This is a genomic window from Sorangium sp. So ce117 (assembly GCF_051524395.1).
Classification (GTDB): domain Bacteria; phylum Myxococcota_A; class Polyangia; order Polyangiales; family Polyangiaceae; genus Sorangium; species Sorangium cellulosum_B.
Window position 1 is genome coordinate 12,258,119 of sequence record NZ_CP150309.1, and the last position, 14,265, is coordinate 12,272,383.

Sequence of the window (14,265 nt, forward strand, 5' to 3'; positions counted from 1 at the left end):
GGCGTTCGGCGCGCCTGGAGCTCGGCCGCGCGGGCCGGGATCGCGTACGCGCGCTATGCGCGCGCGAAGTACGTGCCGTGCTCGAGGTCGGCGAGCAGCCCCGCCTTCTCGGGCTTCCAGCCGAACCGCGCCTGCGTGAGCGCGCTCGACGCGGGGGTGTCGAGCGCGAAGAACCCGCCGAGCCAGCCGAAGTGCTCCTTGGGGACCGACTCGACCGGCAAACCGAGCTTGCGGCCGATCACACCGGCGATGTCGCGGGTCGGGATCCCCTCGTCGCCGATCGCGTGGAGTCGCGCGCCGGCCGGCGCCTTCTCGAGCGCGAGGACGAACAGCCGCGCGGCGTCGCGCCGATGCACAGCGGGCCACCGGTTCTCGCCGCCACCGACGTACCCGGAGCGCCCGGTCTTGCGCGCGAGCTCGATCAGCATCGGGACGAACCCGTGGTCGCCGTCATCGTGGACCGATGGCGGCAGTCGCAGCGAGGACACGCGCACGCCGCGGCTCGCGAACGAGAGGGCGAGCTGCTCGGAGGCGGCCCGCAGGCCGCCGGCCGACGCGTCGGGCGCCTCGTCCTCGGTGGCGACCCGCCCCGGCGCGAAGCGCGCGATGCCGGAGGCGATGACGAGCGGGCGCCCGGAGCCGGCCAGCGCGCCGCCGAGCGCCTCGATCGCGCCGCGGTCCTTCTCGCAGTTACCGGCGTAGTCGGCGAAGTCGTCGTGGGAGAACGCGCAATGGATCACCCCGTCGCAGGCGGCGGCGCCGCGGCGCAGGCCATCGAGATCGGTGAGCGAGCCGCGGTGCACGTCGACGCCGGCGGCGGCGAGCCGTTCGGCGGACGCGTCCGAGCGCGCGAGGCCGAGCACGCGATGGCCGGCGCGCGCGAGCTCGGGGACGATGGCAGATCCGATGAAGCCGCTGGCTCCCGTCAGGAAGATACGCATGGGACACCTCTCCTTGGTTCGCGATCCACCATGGCACCGCCGCGGAGCACGCGAAATACACGGCCGTCTCCAGTTCTTGCCCGATCGTCCACGCGCGGCTAGGCTGCCACCGTGAGCTTCGGGCGCGACGAATTGAAGACCCTCATCGCGCGCTGGTGCCCCAGCGACGGCGTGCACGCCTCGCCGGTGCCCGGAGTTTCTTGCATCAAAGTCTCGCGCCCGCACCAGCGCGCGAAGCGGCACTGGCGCGCGTCGTTCTGCGTCGTCGTCCAGGGCACGAAGGAGATCCTGCTCGAGCGGCAGGTCTTTCGCGAGCGCGAGCCGCACTACATCGTCAGCCCCATCGACCTGCCGGTGACGAGCCGGGTGACGGGCGTATCGCCGGCGCAGCCGCTCCTCGGCCTGAAGATGGACTTCGATGCGGCCCTGCTGCGCGAGGTCGCGGCGCAGCTCGACCGCGCGCGGCCGGATGGCCTCGAGAAGCCGGGGCGCGCGATCTTCATCGGCAAGGCGAGCGACCGCATGCTCGACGCCGCGGTCCGGCTGGGCGCGCTGATCGAGACGCCCGAAGACGCGACCGTGCTCGCGCCGCTCGTAAGGAAGGAGCTGACCTTTCACCTGCTGAAAGGCCCCGACGGCCCGGCGATCCGCCAGCTCGTGCGCGCGGGCAGCCAGGCGCACCGCATCGCCGAGGCGGTCTATCACCTGCAGGCGTCGCTCGACGAGGACGTCGACATCGCCGCGCTCGCGCGCGCCGCAGGGATGAGCCGGGCGGCGTTCTTCAAGCGGTTCAAGGAGGCCACCGCGATGAGCCCGCTCCAGTACCAGAAGCGCCTGCGCCTGCTGGAGGCGCGCCGCTTGATGGTCGAAGAGGGCGTGGGCGCCGAGGTCTCGGCGTTCCAGGTCGGCTACACGAGCGCCTCGCAGTTCAGCCGCGAGTATTCGCGCATGTTCGGCGACTCGCCGCTGCGCGATGCCCGCGCGCTGCAGCAGAAGGCCGCGGTCGTCCAGGACATGTAGTCCGGCCGCTTCCAGCGACGTCCTTCGTTTCCTTTCTCACGTTCCGCCCCCGTGGCCGCCTCGATCTGAAAGATCGAGCTCACCCAGAAACCGCTCGGCGCCTTCGCCGTAGGACTGGGCACCGCTCGACACGAGCGGGGCGGTCCGCCGATCGCCGAAGCATGCAGCCGTATCCGGACACGGGCTCGCCCGTGGACGCCGCACGACGGCCGCAATGCTCGCATGGCGCGCTGCGGTCAGCGCAAACCATCTGAGAATGGAGAGGCAGCTATGAGAAGATCAATTGGCGCCCTGTTGCTCATATCCCTCGCGTCGGCCTGTCTGAGCGCCTGCGGGGGTGAACCCGAGAATCCCGCGGACGGCCAGAGCGCCGTCGGATTCGTGTTCGTGGGGACGAACCATAACAACACGCACGACGCCGGCGAACCTGCCAACCAGGTCACCGTGTACCGCAGGTTCGCCGATGGATCGCTCGAGCTCGCAGATCACGTCGACACCGGCGGCCAGGGGTCCGGGCCCTCGGCGCGCTTCGCCGGCGACGGCCTCGGCTCGTCCCATTCGATGGTGCTCAGCCGGGACCGGGCATTCCTCCTCGTCACGAACGCCGGCAGCGACACGCTCTCCGTGCTCCGCGTCGGAAAGGACACCCTCGAGGTCACCGACGTCCAGCCCACGAGCGATGGCGCCGGGCCGGGCTTCCCGAACAGCGTGACCCAGCACGGCGATCTCGTCTATGCGCTGAACGGCGCCGGCGAGGGGAGCGTCACCGGCTTCCGCCTGAGCGACCAGGGGAAGCTCACGCCGATCCCCGGCTCGACCCGGCCGCTCTCCGCGAACCAGGCCAGCCCGCCGGACACGCTGTTCAACCCGGCGCAGGCGTCCTTCACGCCGAACGGGAGGCAGCTCGTCGTCACGATCAAGGACGGGCCCGCCGCGGGCCTGATCGACGGCGTGACCCCGACCGGCCCGAGCCGGGTGCTCGTGTTCGACGTGCTCGATGACGGCCAGCTCGCGCAGACGTTCACGCGGACCGACCTCGACAACGACGGCCCGTTCGGGTTCTCGTTCGACGCGGCCGGGCACCTGCTCACGGCCATGTTCGTTGGCGGCGATGATCTCGCCGGCGCGGCCGGATCGTTCCAGATCAACGCGGACGGGACGCTCACGCCGATCACGCGGACCGCGAAGGTGAGCCAGCTCGATCCGTGCTGGCTCGAGAACAACGGGGAGTTCGCGTTCACCGCGAATTACACCTCGGGCACGATCTCGAGCTTCCGTATCGGCGACGACGGCAGCCTGACGGTGCTCGACGAGCAGGCCGGCCTCACCGACGAGCGCGCGGGCACCCCCGGCGCGAGCCAGCAGGGCTCGACGCCGCTCGATCTCGGCATCAGCCCCGATGGCCGGTTCCTCTATGACGTCCTGCCGGGCTCCGGGAGCGTGGGCGCCTGGCGGATCGAGGGCGACGGCAGGCTCACCAAGATCGGCGAATACGGCGGGCTCCCGAGGACCGTCGACGGCGACAGGGCGCCGGAGGAGCGCTTCGGCCCCGGCGGGAGCCCGGCCGGCATCGGTGTCCTCTGAGCCTCACGGGCCTATTTTCGTCGAGGAGCGCGGGCATGAGCTTGGGTCAGCGAGCGGCGGGTCGGTGGGTGGCGTGGGGTTCGGCGAAGTCCCAGACGAGCTTGAGGAGGGGCTCGGGGGTTTCGATCTGGGGGAGATGACCGGCGTTGGGGAGCAGCGCGAAGCGGGCGCCGGGGATGGCGGCGGCGTAGGCGCGGCCGTAGTCTGGGGTGCAGATCCCGTCGCTGTCGCCCCAGAGGACGAGGGTGGGCTGGGAGATGGCGGCCAGCCGTGGGCGTAAGGTCGGATCGGTCATCGTGCCACCGTAGGTGCGCAGGGTGGCCCGATTGGCGGCCATGGCGGCGCGCTGGCTGTCGCTGAGGCTGGCCGGGTCGATGCGGAACCGTTCGGGGTTGTGGTAGCTGCGCTCCGCCAGCTGGGCGAGGGTGAGAGAGAAGATGTCGGCGACGGGCTGGCCGGCGACGTCGATGCCGACCGCGTCGACGAGGATCGTGCTGCGGATGCGCTGGCTCTGCAGGAGGGCGAGCTCGGCGGCGATCCAGCCGCCAATGGAGCTGCCGACGACGGTGACGTCGACGAGCTCGAGCTGATCGAGCAGGGTTCTGTAGAGCTCGGCGAGGCCAGCGATGGTGGTCAGCCATTGCGGGCGGTGGGTCCCGTCGAAGCCGGGGTGGGTGGGAACAATCACCCGGGCGTGGTTGCGTTCGGCAAGTGTCTTGGCGAAGCCGGCCACGGACTGGGGACCGGCGCCGCCGTGCAGGAGCAGGAACGGGTGTCCGGCGCCGTACGCGTCGACGATGACATCGACGTGGCCTTGGCCGGGAAGGGTGAGGCTGTGCGTTGCCATGGGGGCTCCGTGTGGGGTTGCGGCGAGCGCGCTCGCCGAACCGCTGGTGGTAAAGCTCTTGTCGAAGCGGCGTGCGCGCGGATCGTCCCGCTGGGCGCAGCGTGGCGGCTTCGATGACTCGACCCTAGCGCCTTGCTCGACGGCGTACATTGTCCGGACGCGCCAGAAAGGTGGCGCGCGACGCCAAGCGCACGGTGTTCTGCGAGCTCGCCAGAGGCCGCGCGCTGCCAGGGATGGGGCCTGCGCGCGGGCCCGGCGCGCTAGGGGACCCGGCGCGCCGGGGCCCTGTCCGGACGCGGCTGTGTCCTGGCGCCTGACGCCAGTGAAGCGCGGTACTCGGCCGGCGTGCGCCCGCTCCACCGCCGGAATGCCCGATAGAAGGCGCTGAGCTCGCGGAACCCGACGAGCCACGCGACGTCGGCGATCGATCGCTGCTCGTCGGCGAGGAAGCCCGCCGCCATCTCGTATCGGACCTGATCGAGCACCGACTCGAAGGTCTGGCCCTCGCTCGTGAGCCTGCGCTGGAGCGTGCGCCGGCTCGTCCCCAGCGCCTTCGCGACACCGGCGATGTCGGGCGAGCCGTCCCGCAGGAGGGCGGCGACCGCCTCCCGCGTCCTCGCGCACCAGGTCTCCCGGGTCGCCAGGGCGGCGAGGAGCGCCTCTGCAGAGCGGGAGACGAGCTCCTGGAGCACGGCGTCGTGCTGCGGCAGCGGCTGGTCGAGCACGGCGTCATCGAAGATCAGCCGCGGCACCGGCGCGTTCCAGGCGATCGGCGCGGCGAACAGGCGCTCGTGAGGCCGCACGTCGGCCGGGGCCGAGGACGCGAGCTCGACGCGCACCGGGGAGATCGGCGCGCCGGTGAAGGAGCGGCCGAGCATCAGCATGGCGGCGCTGCCGAGCTCCGCGAGCTGGCGAAGGCCATCCGGAGCGGCCATGGCCGTTTTCCCCTGAAACCGGAGCACGATCGACGTGAGGCACGCCGCGCGATCGCGATCGAGCTCGAGGCGGACTCCTTCGTTCCAGAGCCCCATGTAGCGAGCGGTCCGCTCGTAGGCGGCGCGAAGCGTGGGGCTCGTGGAGGCAGCATAGGTGACGACCCCGAAGCGGCGCGGGTCTGCCGCCTTCGCAAGGCGAAGCCCGAGATCGCCGGCGCGGGTCAGCTCGACGGCCGCCCTCAGGAGCTCGGGGAGCTTCTCGGCCGGGCCTCGGGCGTCGACGCCGTCCAGCGGGATGCCGGCGAGCACCTCGGCGCGGAGGCGGCTCGCTGCGCCGGGCGCGAGCTCGTCGGAAAAGACGAGAATCGACAGGAAGGAGCCGGCAGCAGCGCTGTGGCTCGGCGCCGAGAGTTGTGTGCCGCGCGGAGGCATCGTTCGAGGTGAGGGGGTAAGAGGAGCAAACGCCTTCTCGAGAATCAAGAGATGTCATGCCGCAGCCGGCCCTCCAGCTCCGCCACGAACACCAGGCCAGGACACGACGAGAAGCGCGCTCGAAGTGTATCTACCGGATATTCCAGCCCATCATGTGACCTCCCGCCCTCTGGCCGGCGCGGGAACACGGCCCTCCCCGGCGACCTGCCTCGCACGGCGCTCGCGCCCCGGCGCGAGCCCCGCGAACCCGCGTGCCCCTGTCGGCTGGGGCACGGTATGCTTGTCGCACCATGAAGTACTCTCCCTGCCTGCTCCTCTCGGCGTTTCTCGCTGGCGCCTGCGGAGGTGGCGAGGCACACCCATCGGGGCCGACCATGACCGCAAGCTCCTCTCTGCTCCCCACCGCGGCCAGCGCCGCGCCCGCCCCTGAAAACCCGAGCCGCCCCGCGTACCCGCCCACCCGCGTCGCCCCGGTGACGAACGCCGTGCATGGGATCGAGATCACCGACCCGTACCGCTGGCTCGAGGACGGCAGCGCGCCCGAGGTGAAGGAGTGGATGAAGGCTCAGGACGCGTTCACGCGCGCCGAGCTCGCCCGGCTCCCCGAGCGGGACGCGATCGCGTCAAGGCTGAAGCAGCTCTTCTACATCGATGCGGTCTCCGCCCCGCGCCACCGCCGGGGCCGGTACTTCCTGAGCCGGCGGCACGCGACGAAGGAGAAGTCGGTCGTCTACTGGAAGGAGGGAAAGAGCGGCGAGGAGCGCGTGCTGTTCGACCCGAATACCTGGTCCGAGGACGGCAGCGTCTCGCTGGGCGGATGGGAGGTGTCGTGGGATGGCAAGAACGTCGCCTACAAGATCCAGCAGAACAACTCGGATGAAGCGACCCTCTATGTGATGGATGTCGCGTCCGGCAAGCGCTCCGAGGTGGACGTCATCGAAGGGGCCAAGTACGCGGTTGCGTCGTGGACGCCCTCCGGCGACGGCTTCTACTACGTCTGGCTCCCCACGGACCCGTCCATCCCGGTCGCCGAGCGGCCGGGTTACGCCGAGGTGCGCTTCCACCGGCTCGGCCAGGATCCGAAGCAGGATCGCGTGGTGCGCGGCAGGACGGGCGATCCAAGGACGTTCCTTAACGCGTCCCTCTCCAAGGATGGCCGCTTCCTGGTGCTCACCGTCTCTCACGGGTGGACCTCGGCTGACGTCTACTTTCGCGATCTCCGCAGGCCGGGCGGCCCCGCCGCGGACAAGCCGCTCGCGGTCGGGCGCGACGCCCACTACACCGTCGAGGTCTACAAGGACCGGTTCTACGTCCACACCGACGAGGGCGCGCCGCATTACCGCGTCTTCGAGGTCGATCCGGACAGGCCGGATCGCGCCGCATGGAAGGAGATCGTCCCGGAGCGCCCGGACGCCACGCTGGACAGCGTCTCCATCGTGGGTGGGCACCTCGCGCTGAGCTATCTCAAGGACGCTTCGAGCCGGGTCGAGGTGCGCGCGCTCGACGGCAAGCTGGTCCGCGAGGTCCCGCTGCCGGGCATCGGCACCGTCGGCGGCCCTTCCGGGCTGCCCGACGAGGACGAGGCGTATTTCTCGTTCGAGTCCTACACCTCGCCTCACGAGATCCACGCGACCTCGATCAAGACGGGTCGGACCGAGCTCTACGCGCGCATCGAGGTGCCCATCGATCCGTCGCCCTTCAGCGTCGAGCAGGCCTTCTTCCCCTCCAAGGACGGCACGAAGATCTCGATGTTCATCGTCCGCCGCAAGGACATGAAGAAGGACGGGAGCTCCCGCGCGCTGCTCTACGGCTACGGCGGGTTCCAGATGTCGCAGACCCCCGCGTTCACCTCCTCGATGTACCCCTGGCTCGAGCGGGGCGGCGTGTACGCGGTGGCGAACCTGCGCGGCGGCGGCGAGTACGGAGAGGCGTGGCACCGGGACGGGATGCTGCTCAAGAAGCAGAACGTCTTCGACGACTTCATCGCCGCCGCGGAGCACCTGGTCGGCGAGGGCTACACGCGGCCCGAGCGGCTCGCCATCCTGGGCGGCTCGAACGGCGGCCTGCTCGTCGGCGCCGCGCTCACGCAGCGGCCCGATCTGTTCGGGGCCGTCCTCTGCGGCGTCCCCCTGCTCGACATGGTGCGATACCACCTGTTCGGCTCCGGCAAGACGTGGATCAGCGAGTATGGCTCCGCCGACGATCCGGAGCAGTTCAAGGCGCTCTACGCCTACTCCCCCTATCACCACGTCCAGGCGGGGAAGCGGTATCCGCCGGTCCTCGTGCTGTCGGCCGACAGCGACGATCGGGTCGACCCCATGCACGCGCGCAAGTTCGCCGCCGCGCTGCAATCTGCGAGCGCGGGCGGTCCCGTCCTGCTCCGCATCGAGCGGAACGCCGGGCACGGCGGCGCGGATCTCATCAAGTCGGCGGTCGCGAAGGGCGCCGACCAGATCTCGTTCGCGCTGTGGGCCACGAGCGCGCAGGCGCCGTCCATCAAGCAGTGAGGCGCGGGACGCGCGCCGCGGGCGGGGCGACGGACAGGCTTGCGGCTCCGCGCCGCGACGGCTAACAACGCGCCGCTGTGCGAACGCTTCACCCCGTAGCCGGGGCTCCCCGCCGCGGGCCTTTGATCTCGCGCCCCCTCGCGGCCGCCGTCTCGGCGCTCGCGGAGGGCCCGCGCGCGCCGCTCGCGGATCTCGCCGATCCTGCGGCGGTCCTGGCCGGGCTCATGGACCTGCACGGGAGCGTCTCGCTCGCGCGCGAGCTCTCGCTCCTCGACCGCCACGCCGCGCCGCCGCCGGCGTCCGAGGGCGCTCGCGCCGAGGTCCGGGCGCTCGCCGCCGATCACCTCGGCGAGCTCGCGGAGGCGCTCGACCAGGTGTTCGCCGCCCCGTTCCACCGGCGGAACAAGCTCCCCGACGCGGCGGCGGTGCACGCGGCGCTGGAGCAGACCGGGCTGCTGCCCGCGCGCGCCGCCCGCGACCGCGGGGGGCGCCCGCTCGCGTCCGCGGTGGGGCAGATCTGGGAGCCGTTCGGAGAGCTCATGGGCCGCCTCCTCGGCCGCATTCGCCTCGATACGCGCGCGCTGCGCGAGGAGCTCGCGCCTTCGCTGCGGGCGCTCGGCCCGGAGGCGGCGCGGCTCGAGCGGCTCGACGCCGCGATCTCCGCCGCGACCCAGAAGCGGCGCGAGCGCGCGCTCGCCGAGCTCGTCCCCGGGCTCTCGCGCGCCTTCGCGCGGGCCTTCCGCGGGGCCGTGGGCGCGCTGCCGGAGGGGGCCGGGGTCGAGGACGTCGCGGGCTGGTTCGGGCAGGAGCAGTGGCTCCTGCGGGAGCTCCAGCGCATGGAGCTCGTGGTCCAGGCGGTGCTCGCGCACGAGGCGGGCCGGCTTCTCTCGCTGGTGGACGGGGCGGCGGCGGCGGGCGCGCCCGCGTAGCTCGCGGGGGGCTTCATGATGCGGCTCGCGATGGCGCGGCAGTGGACGACGCGGATCCTGGTGCTCCTCACCGGCGGGGTCGGCCTCGCCCTGGTGGGGCGGGCGGCGCTCGTCTACCGCGGGGCGGATCCGCTCGCGTACCGCCTCGTGCAGCTCATCGCGCTGGGGCTCGCGCTCGGCACGCTCGAGCTGTTCGCGCGCGCGGGGCGGGCTGCCCGGATCGAGCGCGAGCTCGGCGCGCTGCCGCGGCCGGCGACGCGGGCGGCGATCGAGCAGAGCGGCGCGCCGCTCCGATCGATGCTCGAGGCGCGGATCGCCGGCGCGGCGCTGCCCCCGGCGGGCACGACGTTCGCGTCGTACCTCGTCGGCCTGCTCGTGATGATCGGGCTGCTCGGCACGTTCCTCGGCCTGTTCGAGACGCTGCGGGGGGCCCGCGAGGCGCTGACGCTGAGCGCCGACGTCGACGCGCTGCGGGAGAGCCTGGCCGCGCCCATGCAGGGCCTCTCGCGCGCGTTCGGCACGTCGGCGGCGGGCGTCGCGGCGTCGGGGATGCTCGGGCTCGCCGGCGTGCTCCTGCGCCGGGCCGAGGCGCGGGCCGCGGCGGCGCTCCAGGTCTACGCGTCGGGCCCGCTCGCGGCGCTCACGGTGGCGGGGCGGCAGCTCGCGGCGCTGGAGGCGCTCGCGCGACAGGGCGAGGCGCTCCCCGCCGCGGCGGCGTCGCTCCGCGAGGCCACGGGCCGCCTCGAGCGCCTCGAGGAGCGGCTGCTCGCTGTCCAGGTGGAGGGCGCGCGCCAGGCCGCCGCCTCGTTCGCGGCCGCCGCGGCCGAGGTCCGCGGGGACATTGCCGCGGGCCTCCGGCAGACCGCCGACGTCGCGGCGAGCGTGGTCAGGCCGATCCTGGCGGAGGCGGTGGAGCGCGCTGGCGCGGTCGCGGGCGGCGCGCTGCAGGCGGTCGAGCGGCGCCTCGACGAGGAGGCGCGCGCGCGGCGCGAGGCGGACGTCGCGTCGGCGTCGAGGCTGGAGGGCCAGGCGGAGCGGCTGTCGTCGGTGGTGGGGGAGGCGATCGAGCGGCTGGAGCGAGCGCACGCGGCGCGCGCAGCGGAAGCGGCGAAGCGGCAGGCGGAGCTGGACGCGGAGCGTGCGGCGCACCTGACGGCGCTGGGCGAGGCGCTGTCGGGCGCGCTGTCGGAGGCGGCGCGGTCGGCGCAGGCGGCGCCCGAGGCGGCGTCGCGGCTGATCGGGGAGGCGTCGGAGCGGCTGTCGGTGCGTGCGGAGGCGGACGCAGCGCGGGACGCGCGGCTGGATGCGCTGCTGGAGAAGCTGTCGGAGGCGACGGCGGGGATGGCCGGGAGCGCGCGGGAGCAGGCGGAGCGCGTGGCCGTGCTGGCGGAGGCGGCGGAGCGCAGCGGCGCGGAGCGCGAGGCGCGGGCGGAGGCGCGCGTGGCGGCGCTGGGCGAGGCGGCGCGGGCGCAGCTGGCGGAGCAGGCGGCGCGGCTGCTGGCGTTCGAGGCGCGGCTCGACGGAGCGCGACGGGAGGCGGCCGACGGGCTCGCCGAGCGGCTCAGCGCTCACGCGCGCGGCCTCGGCGAGAGCCTGGCGCAGCTGGAAGGGGGCGTGGCGTCGCGGCTGGAGCAGATGGAAGGGGGCGTGGCGTCGCGGCTGGAGCGGATGGAAGAGGGCGCTGCGAAGCGTCTCGAGCGGCTCGACCAGGAGGCCGCCGCGCGCCGGCACGAGTTGGAGACGGCATCGGCGTCGCGGCTGGAGGATCAGGCGGAGCGGCTGTCGTCGGTGGTGGGGGAGGCGATCGAGCGGCTGGAGCGAGCGCACGCGGCGCGCGCAGCGGAAGCGGCGAAGCGGCAGGCGGAGCTGGACGCGGAGCGTGCGGCGCACCTGACGGCGCTGGGCGAGGCGCTGTCGGGCGCGCTGTCGGAGGCGGCGCGAGCGGCGCAGGCGGCGCCGGAGGCGGCGTCGCGGCTGATCGGGGAGGCGTCGGAGCGGCTGTCGGCGCGTGCGGAGGCGGACGCAGCGCGGGATGTGAGGCTGGACGCGCTGCTGAAGAAGCTGTCGGAAGCGACGGCGGGGATGGCCGGGAGCGCGCGGGAGCAGGCGGAGCGCGTGGCCGCGCTGGCGGAGGCGGCGGAGCGCAGCGGTGTGGAGCGCGAGGCGCGGGCGGAGGCGCGCGTGGCGGCGCTGGGCGAGGCGGCGCGGGCGCAGCTGGCGGAGCAGGCGGCGCGGCTGCTGGCGTTCGAGGAGCGGCTCGACGGAGCGCGGCGGGAGGCGGCCGACGGGCTCGCCGAGCGGCTCAGCGCCCACGCGCGCGGCCTCGGCGAGAGCCTGGCGCAGCTGGAAGGGGGCGTGGCGTCGCGGCTGGAGCAGCTTGAAGGGGGCGTGGCGTCGCGGCTGGAGCGGATGGAAGAGGGCGCTGCGAAGCGGCTCGCGCGGCTCGACCAGGAGGCTACCGCGCGCCGGCGCGAGCTCGAGACGGCGTCGGCGTCGAGGCTGGAGGGCCAGGCGGAGCGGCTCTCGTCGGTGGTGGGGGAGGCGATCGAGCGGCTGGAGCGAGCGCACGCGGCGCGCGCAGCGGAAGCGGCGAAGCGGCAGGCGGAGCTGGACGCGGAGCGTGCGGCGCACCTGACGGCGCTGGGCGAGGCGCTGTCGGGCGCGCTGTCGGAGGCGGCGCGGTCGGCGCAGGCGGCGCCCGAGGCGGCGTCGCGGCTGATCGGGGAGGCGTCGGAGCGGCTGTCGGCGCGTGCGGAGGCGGACGCAGCGCGGGACGCGCGGCTGGATGCGCTGCTGGAGAAGCTGTCGGAGGCGACGGCGGGGATGGCCGGGAGCGCGCGGGAGCAGGCGGAGCGCGTGGCCGCGCTTGCGGAAGCGGCGGAGCGCAGCGGGGCGGAGCGCGAGGCACGCGCCGAGGCGCGCGTGGCGGCGCTGGGCGAGGCGGCGCGGGCGCAGCTGGCGGAGCAGGCGGCGCGGCTGCTGGCGTTCGAGGAGCGGCTCGACGGAGCGCGGCGGGAGGCGGCCGACGGGCTCGCCGAGCGGCTCAGCGCTCACGCGCGCGGCCTCGGCGAGAGCCTCGAGGCAACCGCAGCGGTGGTGCGGGAGGCCTCGGAGCTCGTGCGGGCCGGCGGTGCCGAGATGACGTCTGTGGCGGAAATGTTTACCGTTGCGGTTGACCGTTACCGCGACGCGAGCGATCGCTGGCTGAACAGCCTGGGGGCGATCGAGGACGCGATCGAGCGCCGGGAGCACGGCGAGGCGACGGATCTCCTCGGCGCTTACCTCGACCAGACCCGTGAGGTCTTCGATCACTCGCTGCAGTTCCAGCGCGAGCTCTTCTCCGAGCTGCGGGCGCTGAGGAGCAAGACGAGCTGATGCGCCGCGCCTCGCGTGCGTCTGGCCCTGGTCTCTCGCGCCTCGAGATCGTGGGCTCCGCGGATCGTGGCGAGAGCTCACCGCGTTTGCTGACGTCAGCCGCGAGAGCGAGGCGATGTCCCTGACGCCGGCCGAAGACGATGTCCCCGAGCAGGCGGCGGTCTGGCCGGTCTTCGGCGACCTCATGGCCTGTCTCTTCGGCCTCTTCGTGCTCTTTTTCGTCTGGGCGATCTCGTTTCAGGTCGATCTGGCCCGCGATCTCGCCGCCGAGCGCGCGACCCGCGCGACGGAGCGCGCGCGTCTGGAGGCTCTCGAGAGCGCCCTGGCCGGGCCGCTGGCCGAGGGAAGGATCACCCTGACGGAGGGGCGCATCGGGATCCGCGGCAGCATCCTGTTCGAGCTCAACTCGGCCGAGCTTCAGCCTGCGGGCATCGCGCTGCTCCGCGCGCTGGCCGACCCGCTCAAGGCGTACCTCGAGCATCATGACGAGCTCATCATGGTGAGCGGCTTCACGGACGACCGCCCGCTCACGAGCTCGTCCCGCGGTTATGCCGACAACTGGGAGCTCTCGGCGCAGCGAGCGCTCACGGTGACGCGGGCGCTCGCCGCGGCGGGGGTCCCCGACACGTCGCTGTTCGCGGCCGGCTTCGGAGAGCGGCACCCGGTGGCGCCCAACGACACGAGCGAGAACCGGGCGAAGAACCGCCGGGTGGAGATCTCGCCGATCCCGCGTCGAGGCGCGCCCTGATGACATCCACGTCGGATTTTTCTCCGACAATGCCAATGCCTCCCCAACCCGGGTTGGCCGCGCCCCCCCAACCCGGGTTGGCCGCGCCCCCCCAACCTGGGTCGTCCCCGGCCGACGCGCGCCTCGCTGCCCTGCGGGCGGCCGGCGCCCACCGCTTCGACCCCGCGGGCTACCGCCTCGTCGAGGCGCTCCTCGAGCGCGCTCGCGCCCTCGACGGCGGCGCCCGCGCGCGCCTCGCTGCCCGCGCCTCCGCGCGGCTCGCGGCGCTCGACGCCGCCTTCCACCGCGCCCGCGTCGACGCCGAGGCCCACCTCCGCGCCCTCGCCGACGCCGGCCTCCCTCACGACGGCGCCCTGGCCGCGGCGCTCGCGCTCGGCGATTTCCCCGCCGTCGTGAGGACAGCGCGCCGCCGCCTGCGCGCGCTCGCCGCCGAGCGGAAGACGACCGCCGTCCCCTCGCTCGCGCGCCTTCGCGGCGAGGTGGCCGCGCGCGACGTGCGCCTCCCCGGGCCGCTCGCGCGCGATCTCGCCGAGCTCCCGTGCGACGGCGACGTCGTCGAGCGCCGGGTGAAGCGGCAGGCCCAGGCCCTCAGCAGCGCGCTGTCCACCGCGCTGTTCCACGAGTCGCTGGTGAGCGCGCGCGCCACGCTCGCCGTCGCGCGCGCGGCCGACAACGTGCCGGAGGACGCCGGCCCCTACAACGCCCAGGTGCTCGCCTCCCGGGCGCTCTGCGCCGCCGAGCGGCTCTCGGAGCACTACCTGCGCGCGCTCGTGGCCGGCCTCCAGGACCTCGGCGCCCTGGCCGCCGCGCTCGAGCCGCAGCCCGAGAAGCCAGCGCGGAAAAAAGCCGCCCCTCGGAACACGAGCGACGCCGCCCCTCGCCGACGGCCGGCTCGGTCCGTCCGAAAAAAAGAATCCCTTTTTCGCGGATCGCGTTAGGTAAGTAGT

10 protein-coding genes are annotated in these 14,265 nt (G+C 73.6%); 7 read left to right on the top strand and 3 right to left on the bottom strand.

Translation table 11 applies throughout. From position 1 onward, the window contains the following. Window positions 1-53 precede the first annotated feature (53 nt). Window positions 54-941 carry an SDR family oxidoreductase gene (locus tag WMF46_RS45990; protein ID WP_437983039.1) on the bottom strand — a complete coding sequence of 296 codons (888 nt, stop codon included), beginning with the start codon at window positions 939-941 and terminating at the stop codon, window positions 54-56. Window positions 942-1,052: 111 nt separating this feature from the next. Between WMF46_RS45990 and WMF46_RS45995 the strand changes: the two genes are divergently transcribed. Further along, window positions 1,053-1,961, top strand: a complete 909-nt coding sequence (locus WMF46_RS45995; RefSeq protein WP_437983040.1) for an AraC family transcriptional regulator N-terminal domain-containing protein — start codon at window positions 1,053-1,055, stop codon at window positions 1,959-1,961. Between the two features lie 387 nt (window positions 1,962-2,348). After that, window positions 2,349-3,545 carry a lactonase family protein gene (locus WMF46_RS46000; RefSeq protein WP_437983041.1) on the top strand — a complete coding sequence of 399 codons (1,197 nt, stop codon included), beginning with the start codon at window positions 2,349-2,351 and terminating at the stop codon, window positions 3,543-3,545. Between the two features lie 46 nt (window positions 3,546-3,591). Here WMF46_RS46000 and WMF46_RS46005 read toward each other — a convergent pair whose 3' ends face one another. Next, window positions 3,592-4,392 (bottom strand): alpha/beta fold hydrolase, encoded by an 801-nt coding sequence (locus WMF46_RS46005; protein WP_437983042.1) that lies wholly within the window; start codon window positions 4,390-4,392, stop codon window positions 3,592-3,594. A gap of 260 nt (window positions 4,393-4,652) precedes the next feature. Next, complete coding sequence (locus WMF46_RS46010; RefSeq protein WP_437983043.1) at window positions 4,653-5,759, bottom strand: AraC family transcriptional regulator ligand-binding domain-containing protein; 1,107 nt, start codon at window positions 5,757-5,759, stop codon at window positions 4,653-4,655. A gap of 374 nt (window positions 5,760-6,133) precedes the next feature. On the opposite strand from WMF46_RS46010, the gene WMF46_RS46015 reads away from it, so the two are divergent. The 5 genes from WMF46_RS46015 (at window position 6,134) to WMF46_RS46035 (ending at window position 14,256) form a co-directional block, all read left to right on the top strand. After that, window positions 6,134-8,266: a prolyl oligopeptidase family serine peptidase gene (locus tag WMF46_RS46015; protein ID WP_437983044.1), complete on the top strand. Its 2,133-nt coding sequence runs from the start codon at window positions 6,134-6,136 to the stop codon at window positions 8,264-8,266. A 122-nt stretch (window positions 8,267-8,388) separates the two neighbouring features. Further along, window positions 8,389-9,195: a hypothetical protein gene (locus WMF46_RS46020; RefSeq protein ID WP_437983045.1), complete on the top strand. Its 807-nt coding sequence runs from the start codon at window positions 8,389-8,391 to the stop codon at window positions 9,193-9,195. 15 nt (window positions 9,196-9,210) lie between these two features. Further along, complete coding sequence (locus tag WMF46_RS46025) at window positions 9,211-12,570, top strand: hypothetical protein (protein WP_437983046.1); 3,360 nt, start codon at window positions 9,211-9,213, stop codon at window positions 12,568-12,570. A 115-nt stretch (window positions 12,571-12,685) separates the two neighbouring features. Further along, the gene (locus WMF46_RS46030; RefSeq protein WP_012241202.1) at window positions 12,686-13,318 is read left to right on the top strand and encodes an OmpA family protein; all 633 of its coding nucleotides are present in this window, start codon (window positions 12,686-12,688) and stop codon (window positions 13,316-13,318) included. Window positions 13,319-13,353: 35 nt separating this feature from the next. Further along, a complete protein-coding gene (locus WMF46_RS46035; RefSeq protein ID WP_437983047.1) occupies window positions 13,354-14,256 on the top strand; it encodes a DUF2894 domain-containing protein in 903 nt (300 codons plus the stop codon). Window positions 14,257-14,265 lie beyond the last annotated feature (9 nt).

What these genes read in the sequence shown, in the direction of transcription:
- WMF46_RS46015 (WP_437983044.1), top strand. Translation starts at nt 6,134, where the DNA reads ATGACCGCAAGCTCCTCTCTGCTCCCCACCGCGGCCAGCGCCGCGCCC.
- WMF46_RS46010 (WP_437983043.1), bottom strand. Translation starts at nt 5,759, where the DNA reads ATGCCTCCGCGCGGCACACAACTCTCGGCGCCGAGCCACAGCGCTGCT.
- WMF46_RS45990 (WP_437983039.1), bottom strand. Translation starts at nt 941, where the DNA reads ATGCGTATCTTCCTGACGGGAGCCAGCGGCTTCATCGGATCTGCCATC.
- WMF46_RS46035 (WP_437983047.1), top strand. Translation starts at nt 13,354, where the DNA reads ATGCCTCCCCAACCCGGGTTGGCCGCGCCCCCCCAACCCGGGTTGGCC.
- WMF46_RS46005 (WP_437983042.1), bottom strand. Translation starts at nt 4,392, where the DNA reads ATGGCAACGCACAGCCTCACCCTTCCCGGCCAAGGCCACGTCGATGTC.
- WMF46_RS46030 (WP_012241202.1), top strand. Translation starts at nt 12,686, where the DNA reads ATGTCCCTGACGCCGGCCGAAGACGATGTCCCCGAGCAGGCGGCGGTC.
- WMF46_RS46025 (WP_437983046.1), top strand. Translation starts at nt 9,211, where the DNA reads ATGATGCGGCTCGCGATGGCGCGGCAGTGGACGACGCGGATCCTGGTG.